Source organism: Melioribacteraceae bacterium (genome assembly GCA_030584085.1).
In the GTDB taxonomy this organism is placed as follows: Bacteria; Bacteroidota; Ignavibacteria; order Ignavibacteriales; family Melioribacteraceae; genus SURF-28.
Genome location: CP129490.1, coordinates 1,784,457 through 1,803,854 on the forward strand (window position 1 = coordinate 1,784,457; position 19,398 = coordinate 1,803,854).

Annotated in this window: 16 protein-coding genes; 11 read left to right on the forward strand and 5 right to left on the reverse strand. The window is 33.3% G+C overall.

Translation table 11 applies throughout. The features are described 5' to 3' along the window. Window positions 1–61 precede the first annotated feature (61 nt). Genes QY331_08205 through QY331_08215 form a run of 3 tightly spaced genes read left to right on the forward strand, consistent with a single transcriptional unit; the run spans window position 62 to window position 4,573 of the window. Window positions 62–2,548, forward strand: a complete 2,487-nt coding sequence (locus tag QY331_08205; protein WKZ71225.1) for a TonB-dependent receptor — start codon at window positions 62–64, stop codon at window positions 2,546–2,548. Further along, window positions 2,548–3,210: a thiamine diphosphokinase gene (locus tag QY331_08210; protein WKZ71226.1), complete on the forward strand. Its 663-nt coding sequence runs from the start codon at window positions 2,548–2,550 to the stop codon at window positions 3,208–3,210. Before QY331_08205 ends, QY331_08210 begins: the two co-directional genes overlap by 1 nt. Then, window positions 3,188–4,573, forward strand: a complete 1,386-nt coding sequence (locus QY331_08215; GenBank protein ID WKZ71227.1) for a sodium:solute symporter family protein — start codon at window positions 3,188–3,190, stop codon at window positions 4,571–4,573. Before QY331_08210 ends, QY331_08215 begins: the two co-directional genes overlap by 23 nt. Window positions 4,574–4,588: 15 nt before the next feature. Here the strand turns inward: QY331_08215 and QY331_08220 are convergent, their stop codons facing one another. From QY331_08220 to smpB, 3 genes are read right to left on the reverse strand one after another with little or no spacing between them, the layout of a single operon-like run. After that, the gene (locus tag QY331_08220; protein ID WKZ71228.1) at window positions 4,589–5,134 is read right to left on the reverse strand and encodes an arginine decarboxylase, pyruvoyl-dependent; all 546 of its coding nucleotides are present in this window, start codon (window positions 5,132–5,134) and stop codon (window positions 4,589–4,591) included. A gap of 15 nt (window positions 5,135–5,149) precedes the next feature. After that, window positions 5,150–6,376, reverse strand: a complete 1,227-nt coding sequence (gene tyrS / locus QY331_08225) for a tyrosine--tRNA ligase (GenBank protein WKZ71229.1) — start codon at window positions 6,374–6,376, stop codon at window positions 5,150–5,152. A 14-nt stretch (window positions 6,377–6,390) separates the two neighbouring features. Continuing rightward, window positions 6,391–6,849: an SsrA-binding protein SmpB gene (gene smpB, locus QY331_08230; protein WKZ71230.1), complete on the reverse strand. Its 459-nt coding sequence runs from the start codon at window positions 6,847–6,849 to the stop codon at window positions 6,391–6,393. 130 nt (window positions 6,850–6,979) lie between these two features. Between smpB and QY331_08235 the strand changes: the two genes are divergently transcribed. Genes QY331_08235 through QY331_08245 form a run of 3 tightly spaced genes read left to right on the forward strand, consistent with a single transcriptional unit; the run spans window position 6,980 to window position 11,155 of the window. Further along, window positions 6,980–8,818: an alpha-amylase family glycosyl hydrolase gene (locus QY331_08235; protein ID WKZ71231.1), complete on the forward strand. Its 1,839-nt coding sequence runs from the start codon at window positions 6,980–6,982 to the stop codon at window positions 8,816–8,818. Window positions 8,819–8,845: 27 nt separating this feature from the next. Next, window positions 8,846–10,321 (forward strand): MFS transporter, encoded by a 1,476-nt coding sequence (locus tag QY331_08240; GenBank protein ID WKZ71232.1) that lies wholly within the window; start codon window positions 8,846–8,848, stop codon window positions 10,319–10,321. 12 nt (window positions 10,322–10,333) lie between these two features. Then, window positions 10,334–11,155 (forward strand): hypothetical protein, encoded by an 822-nt coding sequence (locus QY331_08245; GenBank protein ID WKZ71233.1) that lies wholly within the window; start codon window positions 10,334–10,336, stop codon window positions 11,153–11,155. Here the strand turns inward: QY331_08245 and tmk are convergent. Both tmk and QY331_08255 read right to left on the reverse strand, forming a co-directional pair. Further along, window positions 11,145–11,804: a dTMP kinase gene (gene tmk, locus QY331_08250; protein WKZ71234.1), complete on the reverse strand. Its 660-nt coding sequence runs from the start codon at window positions 11,802–11,804 to the stop codon at window positions 11,145–11,147. The genes QY331_08245 and tmk overlap by 11 nt on opposite strands. A 20-nt stretch (window positions 11,805–11,824) precedes the next feature. After that, window positions 11,825–13,321, reverse strand: coding sequence for an MFS transporter (locus QY331_08255; protein ID WKZ71235.1), 1,497 nt, complete (start codon window positions 13,319–13,321; stop codon window positions 11,825–11,827). A gap of 99 nt (window positions 13,322–13,420) precedes the next feature. Here QY331_08255 and pabB point away from each other — a divergent pair, with 99 nt between their 5' ends. Genes pabB through ptsP form a run of 5 tightly spaced genes read left to right on the forward strand, consistent with a single transcriptional unit; the run spans window position 13,421 to window position 19,330 of the window. After that, window positions 13,421–15,262 (forward strand): aminodeoxychorismate synthase component I, encoded by a 1,842-nt coding sequence (gene pabB / locus QY331_08260; GenBank protein WKZ71236.1) that lies wholly within the window; start codon window positions 13,421–13,423, stop codon window positions 15,260–15,262. A 2-nt stretch (window positions 15,263–15,264) separates the two neighbouring features. Then, window positions 15,265–16,308 (forward strand): type 2 isopentenyl-diphosphate Delta-isomerase, encoded by a 1,044-nt coding sequence (fni, locus tag QY331_08265; GenBank protein ID WKZ71237.1) that lies wholly within the window; start codon window positions 15,265–15,267, stop codon window positions 16,306–16,308. Window positions 16,309–16,316: 8 nt separating this feature from the next. Further along, window positions 16,317–17,303, forward strand: coding sequence for a polyprenyl synthetase family protein (locus QY331_08270; GenBank protein ID WKZ71238.1), 987 nt, complete (start codon window positions 16,317–16,319; stop codon window positions 17,301–17,303). Then, a complete protein-coding gene (locus QY331_08275; protein ID WKZ71239.1) occupies window positions 17,303–17,569 on the forward strand; it encodes an HPr family phosphocarrier protein in 267 nt (88 codons plus the stop codon). Before QY331_08270 ends, QY331_08275 begins: the two co-directional genes overlap by 1 nt. 3 nt (window positions 17,570–17,572) lie before the next feature. Continuing rightward, the gene (gene ptsP, locus QY331_08280; GenBank protein ID WKZ71240.1) at window positions 17,573–19,330 is read left to right on the forward strand and encodes a phosphoenolpyruvate--protein phosphotransferase; all 1,758 of its coding nucleotides are present in this window, start codon (window positions 17,573–17,575) and stop codon (window positions 19,328–19,330) included. Window positions 19,331–19,398 lie beyond the last annotated feature (68 nt).

A 19,398-nucleotide genomic window follows, 5' to 3' on the forward strand; every position in this document is an offset into this window, starting at 1 on the left:
TCTCAAGCCGTTTTCGTTTCGGATTCGGCTTTTTTTATTTCATTAATAATAGGAGAGAGCAATGGCTAAACAACTTATCTTACTTTTTTTATTTTCCGCATCACTTTTTTCACAAGTTCAAATTGTAGGGACTGTAGTTAATAGTGAGAATAACCAACCTCTGGAAAATGTAAACATTACTATTGTTGGTACAACCTTTGGCACATCAAGTGACAGTAAAGGAAATTTTCAACTGGTTGGAAATTTTAACAAGAATGATATTATTAAAATCAGTCACTTAGGTTTCGAAATTATAGAAATATCTGTCCGTGATTTCCAAAATGATTCAATTTTAAAACTTGTTCCTAGAGTATTATCAAGCCAAAGTATATTAATAAGTGCTTCGATTGGACAAGAAGGTTTTTCACCGATTACTTTTTCAAAAATTAAGCGGAAAGAAATTCAAGAGAAATTTTCTGTACAAGATGTACCGGAGTTCTTAAGCTATCTTCCGAATACAACATTTTACTCAGAAGGTGGAAATGGAATTGGATATAACTATTTAAGCATACGTGGGTTTAATCAACGAAGAATATCTATATCAATAAATGGTATTCCTCAAAATGAGCCTGAAGATCATAATATTTATTGGTTAGATTTTCCGGATTTACTTGGCAGCACTGAATTGATCCAAGTACAACGGGGTGCCGGTTCCGGAGTTATTGGCTATCCGGCTGTCGGCGGATCCATTAACATTATCACCTCTTCATTTTCTGATATAAGAAAATTTGAATTAACTACAAATTACGGAAGCTTCAATACCAGAAGATACACAGCATCATTTTCAAGTGGATTAATCGATAATAAATATTCAGTATATGCTAAACTTGGAAAAATTTTAAGTTCAGGTTATAGAGAACAAAGTTGGGCGGATTTTAATTCTTATCACTTATCAGCCGTTCGCTATGATGAGAATGTAACTACTCAAATTAATTTTTATGGCGGCCCTGTCTCGGATGGACTTGTTTATAACGGACTTCCAAAATTTGCAATAAAGAATAAAGATTTAAGAAGAGAGAATCTTTCTTATTGGGAAGCTGATCAAAATGAATATACATATAAAGTACATCGAAGAGCCGATGAAATTGAGAATTTTTCACAACCACATTTTGAATTATTAAATGAGATACAAATTTCTGAAAATCTTACCTTGAATAATGCTTTATTCCTAATATTGGGTGACGGTTTTTTTGATTATGATGGCTCTTGGGCTGATTCATCATACTTCAGATTAACTAATGATAACGGATTTAATCTCACCGAAAATCCATCAAATGTTTTAATTCGAGCGATGGTGGAAAATAAACAGTGGGGAATCATACCGAGAATAAAATGGTCACATAGAAATGGCGAATTTACTACGGGTTTGGAATACAGAAATCATCGATCGGTTCATTGGGGAAGTTTAAAATACGGTGAAAATTTACCTCTCGGTATCACACAAGACTACAGATATTATTATTATGAAGGCGGAAAGGATATTTTCAATTTCTTTGTAAATGAAAATTATAGAGTTAATGAGAGATTAAATCTTCTAGCGGAAATACAGTTTTCTTATCATAAATATATGATTGACAATGAAAGATATTTAGATAATGAATTTTCGATTGATAACTTTTTTGTAAATCCGCGTTTCGGATTGAATTATAAATTTAATCAAGATCTAAACGCATACATTTCCATTGCGAGAGTTTCACGTGAGCCTAGATTAAAAACTTACTACGACGCAGCAGAATCAAGTGGTGGAGAAGTCCCTCAGTTTGAACAAAATGCCGATGGAAGTTATAATTACGAAAAACCATTAGTACAACCGGAAGTTATGAATAATATTGAAATTGGAACTCATTATTCAAAAGATGAGGTGAATCTATCCTTGAATTTCTATTACATGCAATTTAATGATGAAATTGTAAACAGCGGTCAACTGGATAGATTCGGGCAGCCGATTACAGGAAACATTGAAAATACAATTCACACGGGATTAGAGTTTTCCGGTAATATAAAATTCTTGAACCACTTTGATCTGACTTTGAACGGATCTTACAGCAAAAACTATGTTAGCCAAGGGAAGACATATTTAAATTATTATAATGAATCAAATGCATCCGATGAAATTATTGAAATTGACTTAACGGAAAATGAAATTGGAGGATTCCCGAGTGTCACAATTAATTCCATACTTAGATTTTATTATGATAAGTTTTCGCTACAATTAATGGCAAAGTATGTCGGTAAATATTATTCAGATAATTATGCAGATAAATTATCAAAATTAATGAATGAATATCCCGGCATAATTGATTACTCAGATAATACAGTTGATGCGTATTTTACATCTAATGTAATTGCAAGTTATGAGTTTCCTTTAATGCCGGTATTTAAAAAAGTAAGACTCTTTGCTCAAGTAAATAATATATTTGATAATCTTTATGCTGCTCATGCAATAGGAAAGGAATATTTCCCGGCAGCGGAAAGAAATTATTTAGTTGGTTTAACAATAGGATTGTAATGAAAGCTTGTTTGATTTTAGCAAATGGTGATCCACCAAAAATATCAGTAATTACTTTTTTAATTAAATCGGGTTACGAAACATTAATTTGTGCCGACGGTGGAGCAAATTCTGCTAAAAAGTTAGGATTACTGCCAAAATATATTATTGGTGATTTTGACTCGATTAATAATGACGTTTTAAAATATTATTCGTCAAAATCGGTAATAACACGTGTAAAAAGACAGAATGACACTGATGTGGAAAAAGCAATTAAACTCGCTATCAAGAAGAAATATAGCAGTGCAATTCTACTCGGTGCAACAGGAGATAGACTTGATCATTCATTTTGTAACATAGGAATAATATTGAAATACTTTGACCGCATAAAGATTTCGATATTGCATGCAAAATCATTTATTTCTGTTTATAGTGGAAGTGTTCTACTTAATACAAAACGAGATGAGACAATTTCTATTTACGGTGTTGATGAGAAAACGAAGGTTACATCTTACGGTTTGAAATATAATTTGAAGAATTCCTCGCTCCCATTTGGGAAAAAAGAAAGTACAAGTAATGTCGCAATAGGTAAGGAAGTCAAATTAGAAATAAAAAATGGAAAGATGCTAATTGTTAGAGATTATGAAACTCTGAGGAAGAATGGTTTCTTTAGAAATTCTTGATATTATTATTATTGTTTTATTCTTTTTAACAGTAACGCTGGTTGGAATATTAGTCTCTAGTTCACAAAGAAAAAATGAAGACGACTATCTTCTATCCGGAAGAAAAGTCGGTTTCTTTTTATTTGTAACAACAACCGTCAGCACTTGGTACGGTGGTATTCTTGGTGTAGGTGAATTTTCATACAGTTATGGTTTAGTTAGTTGGTTCACACAAGGATTACCTTACTACATTTTTGCGATAGTGTTTGCTTTCCTATTTGCAAAAAAAGTACGCTCTGCTTCATTGTTTACAATCCCACAAAAGTTGGAAATTGCTTATGGTAAGGAAGTTGGAATTTTATCAGCAATATTTATTTTCTTTTTGGTATCACCAGCTCCTTATCTATTAATGGTAGGAAGTCTGTTTTCACTTTTGTTTGAAATTCATCTAGCTTATGGAATGTTGCTTGGTTTATTATTGTCTTCCGTCTATTTAATTAAAGGTGGTTTCAAAGCCGATTTGTGGACAGATGTTTTTCAATTTTTTGTGATGTTCATCGGATTTATTATTATCATTTTTATCGCCACAACTGAATTTGGCGGACTTACTTATTTAGAAAATAATCTACCAACTAACCACCTAGATTTTACGGGAAATTTCTCACCAATTTATCTTACCGTTTGGTTCCTTATTGCTTTATGGACATTTTCCGATCCGGGATTCCATCAAAGATGTTACTCGGCAAAGAATGGCAACATAGCAAAGTGGGGAATAATTGTTTCTGTGTTTATCTGGTTTGCATTTGATTTTTTAACAACTGCAACGGGTTTATTCTCAAGAGCGGTTCTGGGTGAAATTGAAATTCCGGTTTTAGCATATCCTTTACTGGCGGAAAAAATATTATCACCGGGATTAAAAGGAATATTTTACGCCGCTTTATTTGCGACTATATTTTCTACCTTAAATAGCTTTTTATTTCTTGGAGCGACAACGTTCAGCAAAGATTTTATTTCTAAGATACCTTCGATAAAAACTTCTTCGGTCCAATTGACTCAAGTAGGAATAGTTGTTTCCGGATTGATTGCTTTTATAATAGCATTAATTATTCCGTCAGTAATTGAAATTTGGTATGGCATTGGAAGTATTTTTATACCTTCACTCATCTTTTTAATTATCGGAAGTTATTACGAAAAGTTTTTCATAACTAAAAAATATGCTTTAATAGAAATGATCGTTGCAATTTTAGCCGGATTATTTTGGATGATTTTGCGAGATAATGGAATTATCGAAGGCATTATATATGAAATTGAACCAATGATTGTTGGATTAACATCGGCGATAATTATTCATTTAATAGGAATAAAAAATAGAGGCAGAGTTTAGTCTGCCTCTAAATATTTATGGCAATAAAATTGCTGCAGAAATTACCGTAGTCCACAATCCATTTTTATCACCACGAGCAGATTGAGTAACATTGAATGTTTGCACAATCTGTCCTGACATTTTGAAAACTTGTTCTTTTTCGTTCCAAGCTTCATCCGGATTAAAATCAATACCTAATGTAGTTGCTAACATTGACGCAGCTAAATCTTCGGCATAATCACCCGCAAATTGACCGGTTTGCCCATATGGGTGATGTTCCGATAAGTAACCGTACATTGATTTGTTAGCAGGTAAAGCAACACCAATGGATGATGAAATTAATCGGTTTGGTTCGTTGGTTGCATTACGAGCCATTACACAATGAACAATTTGACCGGGATGTAATTCATCCAATCCTTTTTCAACTGGAATTCTTTTACAACCGGTTGGGAATATACTGCTGACGGTAACTAAATTGTACTTTTCGATCTGAGCATCACGTAAAGCGGACTCAAACGAAGCAAGATATTCTTTGTGTTTTCCGACGCCTTTTGTAAAAAATATTCTTTTAGGTACGTACAATTTACTCCTCCTTCTTTATTTGGATATTAATTTAATGAATTTTCTCTTTCCAACTTTTAAAATCTTTTGTTCATTAATAATGATTTCTTCGTTAATATTCTCAATTTTGTCTCCATTTATTGATACTCCGCCTTGCTGAACTAATCTTCTTGCTTCAGCTCTTGATGGAGCAAAGTTAACATCTACAATTAGATCAAGAATGTTAATCTTATAATTTGATAAGTATTCTTTTTCTTCAATATCATCTGGAATATCTTTATTGATGAATATTTTATCGAATTCGGCTTCTGCTTTGTTTGCTGCTTCTACACTATGATACATAGTTACCAGTCTTTTTGCAAGCGCTCGTTTTAAATCTCTCGGATTGTTTTCCGGATTACCGAGTAATTTTTTTATTGACTCTAATTCGCTTGCAGTTGCATCAGTTGTTAATTCATAGTAAGTATAAATTAAGTTATCCGGAATTGACAGTGTCCTCCCAAATATATCCTGTGGTGTATCATCAATACCAATATAGTTATCGTATGATTTACTCATCTTTTCGGTGCCATCGGTTCCAACCAATAAAGGCATTGTTAAAATTACTTGTGGTTCTAAACCATGTTCTTTTTGAATATCTCTACCGACAAGCAAGTTAAATTTTTGATCTGTTCCGCCCAGTTCAACATCACTTTTAATTGCTACAGAGTCGTAAGCTTGAGCAAGGGGATACAAAATTTCATGCATACTAATCGGAATACCGGATTTATATCTTTTTGTGAAGTCATCACGTTCAAGCATTCTGGCAACTGTATAATGCGAAGCGAGCTTTATTACTTCCTCAAATTTCATTTTTCCGAGCCATTCGGAATTATAAACAATATTGGTTTTCTTCGGATCAAGTATTTTTGAAGCTTGCTCCCAATATGATTTGGCGTTTTCACGTGCTTCTTCAAATGATAATGGGGGACGAGTTGAATTTTTTCCTGAGGGATCGCCAATCATTGCTGTGAAATCACCGATGATCAAAATTGCTTGATGACCTAATTGCTGAAATTGAGCTAGTTTTCTTAAAACAACAGAATGTCCCAAATGTAAATCCGGACGAGTGGGATCACAACCCAATTTTATATTTAACGGTTTGTTTTCCTTTTCTGCCTTTTTGAGTTTTTCAATTAATTCGTTTTCGGGGATAATCTCGGAAACACCTAGTCTGATTACTTCTAATTGCTCTGCGATAGATGGGAAATTTGTTTTACTCAATTCTGTAACTCCAATTAATATTTTAATTTTCTGTCTAGTTCTCTTTCAGCGTCTTTCTTTGCGATATCTTGACGCTTATCATAAAGCTTTTTTCCTTTTACAATTCCTAACTCAACTTTTACACGTCCTCCTTTAAAGTAAAATCTAAGTGGTATAAGTGTATTACCTTTTTCATTAACGGATTTCTCTAATTTTCTGATTTCACTTCTATTCAACAATAATTTTCGTTTTCTAAGCGGATCATGATTATTAATATTCCCGTGATCATAAACATTTATATGTGAATTGATCAACCAAACTTCACCATCTTTAATAGTGGCATAACTATCGGTTAAATTAATTTTACCTTGTCTCAGAGATTTAACCTCAGTACCAACCAATACAATTCCAACTTCAACTGAATGAAGAATTGTAAATTCATGTCTCGCTTTACGGTTAACGGTGATATTTTTTTCGTTTACAGTTTCTGTCATTTGTAAATTTATCTAAAATGAACTTGCTAAAATACAATATATGTTAAAATAATGTGTCAAAATCTTCTTTAAGGAAAGAAATAAATAAAAACATTATCTTTTAACCAAACTTTATAAATAAAAGGGAATTATGAAAAGGTTTTTTCCAATCTTAGTTTTTACTCTCATTTTAATTACTCAACAAGCAATAGCTCAAAATTTTACAATTGACAAAATAGAACCGCCAAATTGGTGGATCGGGATGAAGTGGGATACTCTGCAAATAATGGTTTATGGCGAAAATTTAAAAGATATTGATGTAAAAAGCAGTTCCGATTTCATCGAAGTGTTAAACGTTCATGAATCCGAAAGCGATAAATATGTTTTTGTCGATTTACAAATAAAACCTTCAGCCGAAGAAGGTACTTATAAATTGCTATTCGATCAGAATGATAAAGTTATTGAATGGGATTATCCAATTCATGAAAGAGAATTTGCTCCGGAAGAACACCTAGGATTCACAAATGAAGATGTGGTTTATTTAATATTTACCGACCGATTTAATAATGGTGATCCGACAAATGATACTCTCGCAATTTCTAGAGACGAATTTAAATATCGAGAATTAAACGGAAGACATGGCGGTGATTTGCAAGGTGTGATTGAAAAACTTGATTATATAAAAGAATTGGGATTCACCGCAATTTGGTTGACTCCATTCTTAGAAAACGACATGTACATGAGTTATCACGGTTATGCAGCAACAAATCTTTACAAAGTTGACGAACGGTTTGGGTCTAATGAACTTTACAAAGAACTGGTTAAATCCGCAAAAGAAAAGGGAATAAAAGTTATTTATGATCATGTTGCTAACCATATTGGCATTAATCACGAGTGGGTTGAAAATCTCCCATTTGAAAGTTGGATAAACGGTAAAGTCGGTGAACATGAAAGAGCGAATCATGATAAACCATCGATTGTAGATATACACACTAATGAAAATGCAAGATCGTTTAATGAAAAGGGTTGGTTTACTAATTATATGGTTGATCTTAATCAAGCTAATTCATTTTTAGCAAAGTATTTAATTCAGAATATGTTATGGTGGATTGAATATGCCGGAATTGATGGAATCAGAGAGGATACATACCCATATGCAAATCAAAAATTTATGTCGGATTGGGCTAAGGCAATTTTAGATGAGTATCCAAATTTTAATATAGTTGGTGAGGTTTGGACCGGTGAACCGGCATTCTTGGCGGGATTCCAGAAAAATTCTAAAGTCCGCGAAAATTTTGAAACAAATCTCCCGGCTCTTCTCGATTTTGGTTTACGTGATTCATTTTACAGATATTTAAGCGGAAAAGCCGGTTTGTATGATTTTTACAAGACCTTCGCAATGGATTATCTATACAGAGATATTGATAATCTCATGACATTCATTGATAATCATGATATTGATAGAGGAATGTACATCGCAAATGGAGATGTTGATAAGTATAAAATAGCGCTCACTATTCTCTTAACATCAAGAGGTATTCCTCAAATATTTTATGGATCCGAAATAGGAATTAATGAAGGTGATCATCACGGAAGAATAAGAAAACCTTTTCCAGGCGGTTTCACGAATGATGAACGAGACGCATTTACAAAAGAAGGCAGAACTGATTTAGAAAATGAAATTTATTGTTTCACAAAGAAGCTTTTGGAACTTCGTAAAGAATACAAATCGCTTTCAACCGGAAAGATGATACAATATGCTCCCTATGATGAGACATATGTTTATTTCAAGATGAAAGACGACGAAAAAATTATGATAGCAATTAACAATAATGATGAAGAATATGAAGTTGAACTAAAAAGAATGACAAGTGAATTTAACTCTCAATCAACTTTTGAAGAATTACAAAGTGGTGAAATGATTTCTTTAAATGAAAATGGAAATTTAATTCTTCCTGCTAAAACGGCAAGAATTTATTTATTAAATTAAGTCCATTAATTTTTCAGTGAGATAAACATGTTGGAAATCCAAAAGAAACTCTCTAATGTTTTTTATGCATTACTCGCACTTCCGGCAACTGCAATGGGATTCGCACTATCGATTCAAATTGCCGCTCTAAGCTGGATTCTTAGCACTCAATATGGATTAGAAATTCATGATGTAGGACTTGTTTGGGCTGCCGGTCCAATTGCCGGCATTCTTGGACAAGTTATTATCGGTTTGATAAGTGATAAAGTTTGGTTTTGGAAGGGAAGAAGAAGACCATTCATTTTTATTGGTGGATTTTTAGCAGCATTGATGTTACTTGCTCTCCCTAATATTGATGTAATATCAACTTCTATGGGAATTGAAGGAATTCTTGGAGTTGCAATTGCGGTTGCACTTACACTTGATTTAGCAATTAATATTAGTTTCAATCCAACTAGATCAATCATTGCAGATGTTACACCGGAAGGGGTTGAAAGAACAAAAGGTTATGCTTGGATGCAAACAATATCCGGAACATTCGGAGTTCTAGCATATGTAATCGGCGCTGTTTGGGATAATTATGTACTGATTTACTTTGGAGTATTCTTAGTTTTAGTACTTTCAATTATTCCACCGTTCTTTATTGAAGAACCAAGGGAACTTAAAAAATCCGAAGATGATGAACCGAATGACATTCCCACAAATAATTCTTCACCGATTGAAATTTTAAATAACATCAAACCATTGTGGGGATTTTTAATTTATGCGGTCTATGCACTTACTGCTAGATTAATAAATTTCCATATGGATAATTATTATGTTGAAATTATATGTCTTGTAATTACGTTATATTTTATAATAACCGTCATACTCGCAAAAACTGATGGATTAACAAAGAAGCAAAGAGGAATTATTGGATTCAAAAAAGTGCTTGCCGCACATTCATTTACTTGGCTCGGTATTCAAACAATGTTTGTTTACATGTTTGCTTATGTACAATATAAAGTTTATGGATATCAGACGGGTATGGAAATAGCCCCGGCAATACAAATTGAAATGGGGAAAGTTGTCACAATAAGTTTTCTAATTCTAAACGCGGTTGGAGCGATATTGCCTGCATTTGTTTTAGAACCAATCACAAGAAAAATCGGTAGAGTTAAGACACATGCTGCCTGTATTGCTATAATGGCTGTTGGTTATACGGGAATGTTATTCTTTGGGTTTACTCCAATAATTATATACATAATGATGGGAATATTAGGTGTAGGCTGGGCGGCTACAATCAGTTTGCCTTTTGCAATCATGTCACAGAAGGTCGATCAATCTCAAATGGGTTTATTTATGGGATTGTTCAATTTAGCTGTTGTGCTTCCTCAACTTGTTGCAAGTTTTGGAGTCGGACAAGCCGTAAGTTCCGCACCGGATAAAAGTCTAATCTTTATCATTAGTGCTGTAACACTTGCAATTTCTGCAATTCTCTGGTTTATGGTTAAAGAAGATCAAGAACCACAAGAATCAATATAAAAAGGAATCGAAATGAAGAACAAAATAATTGTAATGATATTTATACTATTCGCTTCTTTTTATTCTCAAGAATTCTATGTTGATTATCAAAAAACAGAAGGCGAGTTAACTTCCAAAGATCTTTACCGGTCGGATTTTGGAAGATATGATGGTTACCAGATGCAGTTGAATAAAGGTGAAAGAGTTCATTTTATTGTTTATTCAAATGAATTCAGCCCATCTCTTATTGTAGTGACTCCCCAAGAGAAAAAGTATCAGCAAGTTTCTGCAAAAGGAGAAGATTTTGTTACTCTGGGGTTTAAAGTTCCCGAATCCGGTGAATGGGTATTATATGTTGTTGGTGACAGCATCTCAAGAGGTGACTACTTATTGCAAACTGCATTTGCAGATTCCGCCTCTCTGTTCTTAAGTTCTACAGCAGATTTTTGCACCGGATTAAAGTATTTACTTGCTCATTCAAATGCGTATTTCATTTTCCCTCAAACTGTACCGTCATCAAGAAATCTTTATCAAATTAAAGGTGCCATAGATTCATTTATAAACGGTGATGATCCATCTTACAATGCGTCCTTTTATCAAGGGGATAATAAAGTAGAAGCAGAAAAATCATTTAAGGAAACAACAGATAATATTGATAAGTGTTTAACAAAAGGTTGGAAGAAAAAAGTCGAAAAAGATAATTTAGGAGATGAAGTTATTGAAGAAATAATTTCTTGGACTGAACAAGTCAGTAAAAATCCTCGTGAAATACGTTTATCTCTATCAGACTTTAGTCAAGAACAAAGTGCCGATCTCGATCCCTACTCAGTCGATATGATTATAATCAAGTATTGATAATTTTATTAACGCTTAATTTTACTTTTTCAAAAATGCTCTCAACCGGGAGCATTTTTTCATTATCAAAACATTCTATAACAACCGCATTATCTTTATCTTTTGCGAAACGAGAATATAGCTCACGAGCCTGAGTTTGCAATTTAACGTCGCGTTCATATTTATCCACTTCACTATCGATATAATCTCTTTTCCCTTTTCCTTCATTATTCTTTAATGCCAATTCAAAAGGCAAGTCAAAAATAAGATAAAGATCGGGACGGGGAAGCCCAAGAATATTATGTTCAAGATTTTCAACCCAATTGGCTAAGTTTTCCGATTCACCGGCTCTAATAACTTGATAAACCATGTTTGAAAGTGTATAACGATTTAGAAGTAAAATTTCGGTATCACGATCAGTTTCAATAAAATCTTTTCTATCTTTCCATCTATCCATAGCATACCAAAGAGCCATAGATCGTGCATCTATATTATGTTTAATATCCTTGCTGCTTAAATGAATTCCTATTTCCTTACCGAAAAAAGATTCATAAACCGGATAGGATCTTACGTTAACTTTATATCCTTCGGATGTTAAATAATCATTCAACAATTGAATTTGCGTTGTCTTACCGGTTCCGTCTATCCCTTCAAAACTAATTATCTTCATTATACCTTCAGAATTATAATTTAATCAACATCCTTTACTCTAATAACTAATAATGCTGCGATAAACATTGAAATTCCACCCAATACTAGAGCATAAATCGCATGACCATCAAATAGATTCTTAACAAAAAAACCTAATATTGCAGCCGCGGTTATTTGCGGGATGACAATAAAGAAATTAAAAATTCCCATATATACACCCATTTTTTTAGCCGGAAGTGAACCGGTTAAAATTGCATATGGCATCGCTAAGATTGACGCCCAAGCTAAGCCGATACCAAGTTCGGAAATTATTAGCAAGTCGGGATTGGTAATAAAATAAAACGAAACTAATCCCAAACCACCGCAGATCAAACTTATTGCGTGAACAGATTTACGGGTAAGTTTTTTTGCCAACCAAATTAATAAGAATGCCATTATGGCTGCAAAACCATTATAAACTGCCATTAACACTCCAACCCAATCGGCACCTTGATTATAATCGAAGGAAGTTGGATCAGTTGTATTATAAATGTGACGTGTAACAGCCGGTGTTGTATAAATCCACATTGCAAAAAGTGCAAACCATGAAAAGAACTGCACATAAGAAAGTTGAATCATAGTTTTCGGCATGTGATATAAATCGTTTATAACCGAAACCAAACCACTTGTTGTATTTCCACTTTTAGTAAGAAATCCGCTTACAATTTGTATTAATCCGAAAACAGCACCACCACCGAAAAACACTAATAATCCGTAGTCCATATATATAAACAGTTCAAAAATTGCAAACAAAATTGCGCATATCAAAAACCAGATAACACCATATCGTATTTGTTTTTCCGGAGAAGTTACTTCGTTCCGTTCAAGATTATCGTATTTAGATTCATTAGCTTTTTCGAATTCAGCCAATTGCTCGGGAGAGTATTCTTTTGAACTTATCACTGTCCATAACACTGCCAAAAAGAAAATTGCGCCGCCGATATAAAACGAGAATTTTACAGAATCGGGAATAGCTCCGGCTTCTGCTGTATTACTTATACCAAACCAGTTTGTCATGACATATGGTAACGCGGAAGCAACAACTGCTCCGGTTCCGATAAAAAAACTTTGCATTGAAAAACCAAGAGTTCTTTGTTCGGAAGGAAGCATATCACCGACAAAAGCTCTAAATGGTTCCATCGAGATATTTATTGAAGCATCCATAATCCAAAGCATACCGGCAGCAACCCACAACACAGGTGAGTTTGGCATTATGAATAAAGCAATAGAAGCCAGAATTGCACCAATTAAGAAAAATGGTCTTCTTCTGCCAAGTCTGTTCCAAGTTTTATCGCTCATATGCCCAATTATGGGTTGAACGATTAGGCCTGTTACTGGCGCAGCAATCCAAAGTATCGGAATCTCATCAATATTTGCACCTAGAGTTTCAAAAATTCTGGAAACATTTGCATTTTGCAGAGCAAACCCGAATTGAATTCCTAAAAAACCGAAACTCATATTCCAAATTTGCCAAAAACTGAGGCGGGGTTTATTCATTTAATTTCCGTAAATATGCATTCGAATTCGTCAAAATTAGCTAAAAAATTATTAATGCCCAATATTTTGTAAATTTGAAAATCCATATAAAAATTGCGTATGAAATTATTCGAAATCATTAAATACATTGTAGATAAACCTAATTCCGCATTCTTCTACACACCACCGATTTATAAAAATGCTCAATCTTATCTTTTCAAAAATGTTTCCGAAGAAGTAAAAATTTACTCACCCGATGAATTGAACTTTGGATTTGCTAAAATAGATGAACTAATAAGTTTAGATCTTACTGCTTTCGGTTATATCGAATATGAACTGGGATATTTATTAGAGCAAAGATTGGAGCACTATTCAACAGAATCTGAAAAACCGTTATTGCATTTTTCATTTTGTGATTCGAGTTCGATAGAAATCATTAAAAGTACTGAAATAGATTATTCTGGTTTTTCGAAACTAATCGGGAAGAAAATAATTAGTGATTTTAAAATTAATACTTCCAAACAAGAGTACATAAAAAATGTAGAGAAAATAAAAAAATACATCAAAGAAGGGGACACCTACCAAGTTAATTATACAGTTAAAGGAAGTTTCAAATTAACGTCCAAGATTGAAGAATTATTTGCGCAATTAATATTTTCGCAATCCGCTGAATATACTGCAATTATGAATCTCGATGATCGAATAATAGTCTCCTCTTCACCCGAATTATTTTTAGAGCTAATCGATCATAATATAAAAGTAAAACCAATGAAGGGAACGATTGCCAGAGGAATAAATACACACGCTGATGAAATAAATCAATCGATGTTACTTGATAGCGCAAAAGATCGTGCGGAAAATATTATGATTGTCGATTTACTGAGAAATGATATAGGTAAAATTTGTGAGTACGGAAGCGTAGAGGTTAAAAATAAATACAAATTGGAAAAATATGAGTCGGTTTTTCAGTTAACTTCAGAGATTGTTGGAAAGCTAAAAACAAATTCAATTTCAGAAATAATTAAGAATCTATTCCCAAGCGGTTCAATTACCGGTGCTCCAAAGTTGCGGACGATGGAAATTATTCACGAACTTGAAAAATCCAAACGAGGAGTTTATACCGGATTAATTGGAATGTTTAACAAGAATCATTCAATTACAAATGTTGCTATTAGAACACTCGATATTAATAAATCAAGTATGAAAGGTGAATTAGGCATTGGAAGCGGGGTAGTTTGGGATAGCGACCCTGAACTTGAATATGAAGAAGTATTATTGAAGTCAAATTTCCTAACTCAATCAACGAAATATTTTGAACTCTTTGAAACAATGCTTCTTGAAGATGGCGTGATATTTCTATTTGAAAATCATCTATATAGATTAAAGGATGCCTCACAATATTTTTTGTTTAATTATGATGAAAAATTTGTTAGAAGTGAACTCTCAAAGCATATTTACAGTTTAGACAAAAATAAATTGTATAAAATTCGATTATCGCTTTCAAAATGGGGAAATATTACAATAACTAACGAAATAATTTCACCAAATTCTGAAACAGTCGATTTGAGAATATCGGATAAAAAAATTGATTCACATAATAAATATCAGTTCTTTAAGACAACTAATAGAGAATTATACGAAAGGGAGCTTCGAGTTGGGCGAAAAAATGGATTTTTCGAAACGATATTCTTCAATGAAAAAGAGCAGCTTGCCGAAGGGTGCATTACAAATATTTTAGTCGAGTTTAATAATGCTACAATCACTCCACCAATTAATGCCGGAATATTAAACGGATGTTATAGACAATTTATGTTGGACAATAAATCAATTCAAGAACAACATATAAATATCCAGCAATTAATTAATTCAAAAAGAATTATATTAATAAATTCAGTTCGCAAAGAAGTGAAAGTTGACAGACTATTTGATAGCAAAGGCAATTTACTGAGGGATTTTACTTAATTATGCCCGATCAAAAAAAGGAAACCATCCAACGCAAAAAGGATCATATCCAGCTTTGTCTTAATGATGACGTCGGTTTCTCATATCTTACCAACGGTTTAGAAAATTACTACTTTGAACACAATGCAATAACTGAAGTCCAATTCGATAAAATTGATCTCACAACAAAATTCTTTGGTCATAAAATTAGTTACCCATTTCTTATTTCATGTATGACCGGCGGAACTTCAGAAGCTGAAAAAATTAATGAGTCATTAGCCATAGTTGTAAATCAATTAAATATCCCGATTGGTGTTGGTAGTCAGAGACAAGCTTTAGAATCAGACGATTATCATACTACTTATGCTACTGTTAAAAAGAATGCAAAGGATGTTCCCATTCTTGCTAATATTGGAGCTGCTCAAGTTGCTTCTATTAAAGAGATTAAACCATTTCAAAAAATTGTTGATCTTGTGGAGGCTTCTGCTTTAGTGATTCATGTTAATCCATTACAAGAAGTATTGCAAAAATCCGGCGAACCAAATTTTACCGGATTGTTAAAGCGTATTGAGATTCTGGTCAATAAATTAAAAGTGCCAATAATTGTAAAAGAAGTTGGATCGGGAATTAGTAGAAAATCAGCAAAGCAATTGTTAGAAGTTGGGGTAGAGGGAATTGATGTTGCTGGCGCCGGAGGTACAAGCTGGTCACAAGTAGAATTAAAAAGGAACAAACAACAAGACGAATATTTTAGAAACTGGGGATTGCCGACTTCATATTGTTTGCGTGAAGTAAACACATTAAAGAAAAAGTATAGTTTTACTTTAATATCATCGGGCGGTATTTATAGCGGTATTGAAATCGCAAAATCAATTGCACTCGGTGCAGATATTGCGGCATCTGCCAGACCTCTTCTTCAAAGTATATTGAAATCCGGAGTTGACGGCACAATCAAATTAATAGATGATTGGTTCAAGGAAGTTAGAAAAATAATGTATTTGACAGGATCAAAAAATATAAAAGCACTTTCTAAACAAAAATTAATTAAAAAATCAGAATTATATTGACGGCAAAAATGACTGAAAAGCAAATTTCAAATTACTACAAAAACGAGATCTTAAAAGTTGAGAAGAAACTAAGAGAAGCATTCATTAAATCACTTCCTAAATCTTTATATGATCCATGCACTTATGCTTTAGAATCCGGCGGAAAAAGATTAAGACCATTTTTAGTTATGATGGCTGCAAAAGCTGTTGGAGGTAAAGTTAATGATGTTTACAATGCAGCACTTGCGGTAGAAATTCTTCATAACTTTACTTTAATTCATGACGATATAATGGATAATGCTGATATTCGCCGCGGTAGAGCGAGTCTTCATAAAAAGTATGATGAAAATACTGCAATTCTTGCAGGCGATAATTTAATGGCAGTTGCGTATTTATATTTAACTAAAGATTGTAAAAACAATGTAAACGAAATTGTAAATCATTTCACACAAGGTATTATTGAAATTTGCGAAGGACAAAGCTACGATAAAGACTTTGAGTTAAAAAAGAATGTAACAATTGACGAGTATTTGCTAATGATTCAAAAGAAAACTGCAGCACTTGCCGAAATGTGTTGTTATATAGGTGCGAAAATTGTCGGAGGAAGTAAAAGTGAAGTGAATAATTTGGCTAGTTACGGAAGAAATCTTGGTTTAGCTTTTCAACTGCAAGACGATCTATTGGATATCTTTGGAGATGAAAAAAAATTTGGCAAAACTGTCGGCGGTGATTTAGTTGAGGGCAAGAAAACATTTCTATTTCTTAAGGCATTAGAGAAGTCAAAAGGGGAGGATAGAAAACTACTTCAAAAGGTTATTGATAACAAAGGGATTAAAAAGAATCAAGTTGCCAAATATCGTGAAATTTATGAAAAGTTTGGCGTTATCGAAGACACCAAAAAAGAAATTAGAAAGTTTTCAAAAAATGCATTAAAATGCGTTGGTAAAGTTAAGGATTCAGAAGCAAGAGAAATATTATTCTGGCTTACTCATAAATTAGTCGATAGAATTAATTAATGATAGAAAAAGAAGTTAAAATAATTAACAATGCCGGACTTCATACAAGACCAGCGGCAACAATAGTTAAACTTGCTGCTCAATTTAAGTCTGAGTTTTTTATTAACAAAGACGGTTTGCATATAAACGGAAAAAGCATTATTGGTGTAATGACATTAGCTGCTGAGAAAGGATCATCATTAATTTTAACGTTTGAAGGTCCTGATGAAGAAGAAGCATCTAAAGAAATATTAGCCTATTTTGAACGAGGATTCGACGAGATGTAAACTATGCAAAAAGAAAAATCAAATATTTACAAAGGACTTCCCGCTGCACCCGGCATCACAATTGCTCCCGCATATTTATTCAAAAAAGAAAAAGAATCTATTAATTCCGACACAATTGAAAATGTGGAAGAAGCTATAACTATTCTGGAAGAATCACTTGAATCTTCACGCAAGGAACTTAAAAAAGTATTTGGATTGGCGATCGATAAACTTGGTGAAAAAAGAGCCGCAATTTTTGAAGCACAAATAATGATTTTAGATGATCCGGTTCTTATTGATACAATTAAGAAAAGAATAAGAGACGAGAAACGCACTTCAGAATATATTGTTTACGATGAAATTTCTAAGTATCAACGCATGATGGATCAAGTTAACGAACCATACATGAAAGAGCGTTCACAAGATATAGATGATATTAAAAACAGAATCATCAGAAACATCAAAAAGAAGAAATGGAAATCAAAGATTACTAATGATGTCATAGTCGTTACAGATAATATAACCCCGGCTGATACAGTTTTATTTTCAAGAGCAAATGTAAAAGGCTATGTCACTAACTTTGGCGGATTAACTTCTCATGCCGCAATTGTGGCAAGATCCCTTCATATACCTGCTGTGCTTGGTTTGCATGATGCTACGGCAAAAATTAACGATGGCGATACAATTATTGTAGATGGTTACAGAGGCGAAGTAGTTGTTGCTCCAACCGATGAACAACTGTCTTATTACAAAAAGAGAATAAAGAATCTCAATTTATACGATGCAGAACTTTCCAAGCTAAAAGATCTTCCGGCAGAGACAACAGATGGCAGAAGAATATCATTGCTCGCCAATTTAGATTTAACGGAAGAAATTGATTTAATCGTTCAAAATGGTGCTAATGGAATCGGTCTTGTAAGAACAGAACAAATATTCGAAGAAATGGACCAATTCCCCACTGAAGAAGTACAATTGGAATGGTATAAGCAAATTTCGGAAAATATATACCCTGATATCGCAATCATTAGAGTACTTGATATTGGCGGCGATAAAATTTTACCGGTTGATGTTAAAGAAGCAAATCCGTTTTTAGGATGGCGAGGAATAAGATTTTTACTGGATAATAGGGAATTATTCAAAACTCAGTTGCGGGCGATCCTCAGAGCTAGCATACATAAAAATATTAAAGTAATGTTACCGATGATTGCATCGCTTGTAGAAGTGCGTGAAACAAAAAAAATTATGGAAGGATGCAAGGCTGAACTTAAGAAAGAAGGACATAAATTTGATAACGATATAGAACTCGGTATAATGATTGAAGTTCCATCCGCTGCAGTTCTAGCACATGAATTTGCAAAAGAAGTTTCATTTTTCTCGATTGGTACGAATGATTTAATTCAATATTTACTTGCCGTAGATAGAGGAAATGAAATTGTCTCGAGTTTATATCAAGAATTTCATCCATCTGTTGTAAGAACAATTGATTTTATTATAAAAGAAGGTAAGCAAAACGATGTGTTTGTTAGTATCTGCGGTGAAATGGCATCCGATCAAATAGCAATTCCATTGTTAATCGGGTTGGGACTCGATTCGCTCAGTGTTTCTCCAGCACTTATTCCCGTTACTAAACAGATTATTAGAAATATTTCTTTTGAGGAAACTCAAAAGTTAGTTGAAAAATGCTTAACCGCCATAACCGAAAAGGATATCAAAGATATTTTGACAAATTATTTTGATGAAAAAGTTAAACATCATTTGAAGAGTTTTTTTGTTACTAATTAGGTAATCATTTTTACATTGCAGTAACAACAGAGTTTCGTTATTTAACACGCAAAACAAAATAATCGTTT

What these genes read in the sequence shown, in the direction of transcription:
- QY331_08205 (WKZ71225.1), top strand. Translation starts at nt 62, where the DNA reads ATGGCTAAACAACTTATCTTACTTTTTTTATTTTCCGCATCACTTTTT.
- QY331_08210 (WKZ71226.1), top strand. Translation starts at nt 2,548, where the DNA reads ATGAAAGCTTGTTTGATTTTAGCAAATGGTGATCCACCAAAAATATCA.
- QY331_08215 (WKZ71227.1), top strand. Translation starts at nt 3,188, where the DNA reads ATGGTTTCTTTAGAAATTCTTGATATTATTATTATTGTTTTATTCTTT.
- smpB (WKZ71230.1), bottom strand. Translation starts at nt 6,849, where the DNA reads ATGACAGAAACTGTAAACGAAAAAAATATCACCGTTAACCGTAAAGCG.
- QY331_08235 (WKZ71231.1), top strand. Translation starts at nt 6,980, where the DNA reads ATGAAAAGGTTTTTTCCAATCTTAGTTTTTACTCTCATTTTAATTACT.
- QY331_08240 (WKZ71232.1), top strand. Translation starts at nt 8,846, where the DNA reads ATGTTGGAAATCCAAAAGAAACTCTCTAATGTTTTTTATGCATTACTC.
- QY331_08245 (WKZ71233.1), top strand. Translation starts at nt 10,334, where the DNA reads ATGAAGAACAAAATAATTGTAATGATATTTATACTATTCGCTTCTTTT.
- tmk (WKZ71234.1), bottom strand. Translation starts at nt 11,804, where the DNA reads ATGAAGATAATTAGTTTTGAAGGGATAGACGGAACCGGTAAGACAACG.
- QY331_08255 (WKZ71235.1), bottom strand. Translation starts at nt 13,321, where the DNA reads ATGAATAAACCCCGCCTCAGTTTTTGGCAAATTTGGAATATGAGTTTC.
- pabB (WKZ71236.1), top strand. Translation starts at nt 13,421, where the DNA reads ATGAAATTATTCGAAATCATTAAATACATTGTAGATAAACCTAATTCC.
- fni (WKZ71237.1), top strand. Translation starts at nt 15,265, where the DNA reads ATGCCCGATCAAAAAAAGGAAACCATCCAACGCAAAAAGGATCATATC.
- QY331_08270 (WKZ71238.1), top strand. Translation starts at nt 16,317, where the DNA reads ATGACTGAAAAGCAAATTTCAAATTACTACAAAAACGAGATCTTAAAA.
- QY331_08275 (WKZ71239.1), top strand. Translation starts at nt 17,303, where the DNA reads ATGATAGAAAAAGAAGTTAAAATAATTAACAATGCCGGACTTCATACA.
- ptsP (WKZ71240.1), top strand. Translation starts at nt 17,573, where the DNA reads ATGCAAAAAGAAAAATCAAATATTTACAAAGGACTTCCCGCTGCACCC.